Here is a 4,768-nt window from a genome sequence, read left to right on the forward strand (position 1 = left end):
CCTCCCGCACCTTCGGGCGCTGGTCGCGGCCGATCATCGCCCTGCTCTATGCGGCAACCGTGGTGCTGATCGGCCTCGCGATCCGGGGCGCCGGCGGCGCCTGGCCGAGCCATGCCGGCCTCGCCGCCTTCGCGCTGCATCTCGCCTGGCAGGTTCGCCGGCTCGATCCGGCCCGGCCCGACATCTGCCTCGGCCTGTTCCGGTCGAACCGCGACGCCGGGGCTCTGCTCTTCGCCGGGCTCCTCGCCGACGCCCTGATGCGCTGAGCCCCAAGGCGCGCAGCCGGACAGCAAAAGGCCCGCCTCGCGGCGGGCCTCCGGCAACACGCGATCCGCGGCGGGCAGGCGCCCGTCACTTCTTCCTTTTCGGCGCGATGAGGTCGGTGATCGTTCCCTCGAACATCTCGGCGGCCATGCCGACCGTCTCCGACAGGGTCGGATGGGGGTGGATGGTCGCGCCGATATCGGCGGCGTCGGCGCCCATCTCGATGGCGAGGGCCGCCTCCGCGATGAGGTCGCCGGCATTGGGGCCGACGATGCCGCAGCCGATGATGCGCTCGGAGCCTTCCTCGAACAGGACCTTGGTCATGCCCTCGTCGCGGCCGAGCGAGAGCGAGCGGCCCGAGGCGGCCCAGGGGAAGACACCCTTGCCGTACTTGACGCCCTTCGCCTTGGCCTCGTTCTCCGTCATGCCGACCCAAGCGACCTCGGGATCGGTATAGGCGACCGACGGGATCACCTTGGCGTCGAAATAGGCCGGGTGGCCCGAGGCGTTCTCGGCCGCGACCTTGCCCTCGTGCACCGCCTTGTGCGCCAGCATGGGCTGGCCGACGATGTCGCCGATGGCGAAGATATGCGGCACGTTGGTGCGCATCTGCTTGTTGACCGCGATGAAGCCGCGCTCGTCGACCGCGACTCCGGCATTCTCCGCCCCGATCAGACGCCCGTTCGGACGCCGCCCGACGGCGACCAGGATCTTGTCGAAAATGTCGGTCGCGGGCGCCGAGCCGCCCTCGAAGGAGACATGCAGCCCGTCCGCCTTGGCCTCGACCTTGGTGACCTTGGCCTTGAGGTGGATCGCCTCGAAGATCTTCGCCACGCGCTTGGCGAGCGGGGTGATGATGTCCTTGTCTGCGCCGGGGATGATCTGGTCCATCAATTCGACGATCGTCACCTTCGCGCCGAGCGCCTGGTAGACCGTCGCCATTTCGAGCCCGATGATGCCGCCGCCGATCACGAGGAGGCGCTTCGGCACTCCGTCCAGCGCGAGCGCCCCGGTCGAATCGATCACGCGCGGATCGTGGTGCGGGATGAAGGGCAGCGTCACGGGCTCGGAGCCGGCCGCGATGATGGCGTGCTCGAAGCTCACCGTCTTCGCCGTGCCGTCCTCGGCCCGCACCTCGATCTGGTTCGGGGCCGTGAAGCGGCCCGTCCCCTGCACCACCGTCACCTTGCGCTGCTTAGCGAGGCCGCCGAGGCCGCCCGTCAGCTTCTTGATGATGCTTTCCTTCCAGCCGCGCAGCTTGTCGATATCGACCTGCGGGGGCGCGAAGGTGACGCCGTGGGGGCCCATCTCCTGGCTCTCGGAAATGACCTTGGCGGCATGGAGCAGGGCCTTGGAAGGAATGCAGCCCACATTGAGGCAGACGCCGCCGAGCTGCGGCCAGCGCTCGACGAGCACGACCTGCTTGCCGAGATCGGCCGCGCGGAAGGCGGCCGTATAGCCGCCCGGCCCGCCGCCCAGCACCACGACCTCGCCATGGATGTCGCCCTTGCCGGCGACCGGGGGCTTGGCCTGGGGCGCGGGCGCGCCGGCCGGGGTCGGTGGGGTGCCGCCGCCCATGCTGACCGAGGCGCCGGAGCGGGCCGCCGCCGTGGTCAGGGTCAGGATGAGGTCGCCCTCGCTGACCTTGTCGCCGGCCTTGACCTTGATCTCGGCCACCTTGCCGCCGGTCGGGGCGGGGACCTCCATCGCCGCCTTGTCGGATTCGAGGGTGATCAGCGGCTCGTCGGCTGCGATCTCCGCGCCCGGCTGCACATGGACCTCGATGATCGGCACGCCCTTGAAGTCGCCGATATCGGGAACCCGCACCTCGATCGTGTCGTAATGGCCGCTCGCCGAGCCGTAGCCGGCCGGCCCCCCCGAGGAGACCGAGGCCCCCTGGCTGACCGACGCCTTGGGCGGCGTCGCGGGCGCGGCCGCGCTCTCCAGGAGGAGGATGAGGTCGCCCTCGCTCGCCTTGTCGCCGACCTTCAGCCGGATCTCGCCGACCGTGCCCGCGACGGGAGAGGGAACCTCCATCGTCGCCTTGTCGGATTCGAGCGAGATCAGCGGGTCGTCGACCTGCACCTGGTCGCCCGGCTTCACATGGACCTCGATGACCGGCACGCCCTGGAAGTCGCCGATATCGGGGACGCGGATTTCGTTGCTCATGCTCTGTCTCCCGTGAGGCTTCCGTTCGGCCGGCCGATCAGAGGATCAGCCGGCGCACGTCCTCGAGGGAGGTGCAGAGGTGGCGGGCGAAGCGGGCCGCGAGCGCCCCGTCGATGACCCGGTGGTCGTAGGAGAGCGAGATCGGCAGCACGAGGCGCGGCTGGAATTCCTTGCCGTTCCAGACCGGCGTCATCCTGGAGCGCACGACGCCCAGGATCGCCACCTCGGGCGCGTTCACGATCGGTGTGAAGGAGGTGCCGCCGATGCCGCCCAGCGAGGAGATCGAGAAGGTGCCTCCGCTCATGTCGGCGGGCCCGAGCTTGCCGTCGCGGGCCTTCTTGGAGATCGTGCCCATGTCCTGGCTGATCTCGTGGACGCCCTTGCGGTCGGCATCCTTGATCACCGGCACGACGAGCCCGTCCGGCGTGTCGACCGCGATGCCGATATTGTAGAACTTCTTGTAGATCAGCGCGTCCTTCTCGGGGGAGAGGGAGGCGTTGAACTCGGGATGCGCCCGCAGCGCCGAGACGGCCGCCTTGACCAGGAAGGCGAGCAAGGTGACGCGGAAGCCCTTCTCCTTGGCGGCGTTGTCGAGTTCCTTGCGGTAAGCCTCGATATCGGTGATGTCCGCCTCGTCGTTATGGGTGACGTGGGGCACGTTGAGCCAGGCGCGGTGCAGATGCGGGCCGGACAGCTTCTTGATGCGGGCGAGCGGCTTGACCTCGATCGGGCCGAATTTCGAGAAATCGACGGCCGGGATCTCGGGGATGCCCGAGCCGCCGGCAGGGGCGGCCGCGGCGGCCGGCGAGGCGGCGGGGCCTTTCAGGAAGTTGCGCACGTCGCCCTGTGTGATGCGGCCCTTCTCGCCCGTGCCCTTGAGCTGGTTCAGGTCGACCGACAGCTCGCGGGCGAGGCGGCGCACCGAGGGGCTGGCATGGACGCCGGAGAAATCGGCGATCTTCGAGCCGCCCGCGGCAGAGGCCGCGGCGGGAGCCGCAGGGGCCGGAGGGGGAGGCGCGGAGGGAGCCGGCTCCTGCTGCTCGACGAGGGAAGGCGGCTGGGCCATGCCGCCCTCGCCCGCCTGCACGACCAGGATGGTCGCGCCTTCGCTCACCTTGTCGCCGATCTTGACCGCGATCGACTCGACGATGCCGGAGACGGAGGCCGGCACCTCCATCGTCGCCTTGTCGGATTCGAGCGAGACGAGCGGATCGTCCACATTCACCTTGTCGCCCACATTGACGAGGATCTCGATGACGGGGACATCCTTGAAGTCGCCGATATCCGGCACCTTGATCTCGATCGACACGGGTGTTCCTCCTGGATTGGGTGGCCCTGGGGGCGAATGAGGGGCTGGCTTGATCTGGAGCGGCGGATGGCGCCTTCCCTACCCTTGCAGGGAGGGCGGGCCCGGCCTCAGGCCGGACCCGGTCGGGGAACGGCCCGTCTCAGACGGTCGCCGGATTGGGCTTGTTGGGGTCGAGCCCGTACTTCTTAATGGCCTCGGTCACGACGGAGGGCTTCACCGAGCCTTCCTCGGCGAGGCTCTTCAGGGCCGCGACCACGACCCAGTGCCGGTCGACCTCGAAGAAATACCGCAGGCGCTTGCGATAGTCGGAGCGGCCGAAGCCGTCCGTGCCCAGCACCCGGTAGCGGGCCGGGACCCATGTGCGGATCTGGTCGGCGAAGAGGCGCATGTAGTCGGTCGAGGCGATGACCGGGCCTTCCCGGCCCTCGAGGCAGGTCTCGACATAGCTCTTCCGCGGCATCTCCTCCGGGTGGAGCAGGTTCCAGCGCTCGGCCTCGACCGCCTCGCGGCGCAGCTCGGTGAAGCTCGGGCAGCTCCAGACATCCGCCTGGATGCCGAAATCGGCCGCCAGGAGATCCGCCGCCGCGATCACCTCGCGCAGGATCGTGCCCGAGCCGAGGAGCTGGACCCTGAGACCCTTCCCCTCGCCCTCGCGGAACAGATACATCCCCTTGACGATGCCCGCCTCGGCCCCGGCCGGCATGGCCGGGTGCTCGTAGTTCTCGTTCATCACGGTGATGTAGTAGAAGACGTCCTCCTGCTCGGCATACATGCGCCGCAGGCCGTCCTGCACGATCACCGCCACTTCATACGAGAAGGTCGGATCGTAGGAGACGCAGTTCGGGATCGTCGCCGAGAGGATGTGGCTGTGGCCGTCCTCGTGCTGGAGACCCTCGCCGTTCAGCGTCGTGCGCCCGGCCGTGCCGCCGAGGAGGAAGCCGCGCGCCCGCATGTCGCCCGCCGCCCAGGCGAGGTCGCCGACGCGCTGGAAGCCGAACATCGAGTAGTAGATGTAGAACGGGATCA

At 69.0% G+C, this 4,768-nt stretch carries 2 protein-coding genes and 2 pseudogenes; 1 reads left to right on the top strand and 3 read right to left on the bottom strand.

What is annotated here, in order from left to right; all coding sequences use genetic code 11:
- Nucleotides 1-266 (top strand): annotated as a pseudogene (locus PKD06_RS18335) (4-hydroxybenzoate octaprenyltransferase); the annotation flags it as partial.
- An 85-nt stretch (nucleotides 267-351) separates the two neighbouring features.
- Here the strand turns inward: PKD06_RS18335 and lpdA are convergent.
- The 3 genes and pseudogenes from lpdA to aceE form a co-directional block, all read right to left on the bottom strand.
- The gene (gene lpdA, locus PKD06_RS18340) at nucleotides 352-2,433 is read right to left on the bottom strand and encodes a dihydrolipoyl dehydrogenase (RefSeq protein WP_324382682.1); all 2,082 of its coding nucleotides are present in this window, start codon (nucleotides 2,431-2,433) and stop codon (nucleotides 352-354) included.
- A 37-nt stretch (nucleotides 2,434-2,470) separates the two neighbouring features.
- A complete protein-coding gene (gene aceF, locus PKD06_RS18345; RefSeq protein WP_324382684.1) occupies nucleotides 2,471-3,796 on the bottom strand; it encodes a dihydrolipoyllysine-residue acetyltransferase in 1,326 nt (441 codons plus the stop codon).
- A gap of 85 nt (nucleotides 3,797-3,881) precedes the next feature.
- Nucleotides 3,882-4,768: pseudogene (gene aceE / locus PKD06_RS18350) on the bottom strand (pyruvate dehydrogenase (acetyl-transferring), homodimeric type); the annotation flags it as partial.

This window comes from Enterovirga sp. (genome assembly GCF_035325185.1).
GTDB lineage: Bacteria > Pseudomonadota > Alphaproteobacteria > Rhizobiales > Beijerinckiaceae > Enterovirga.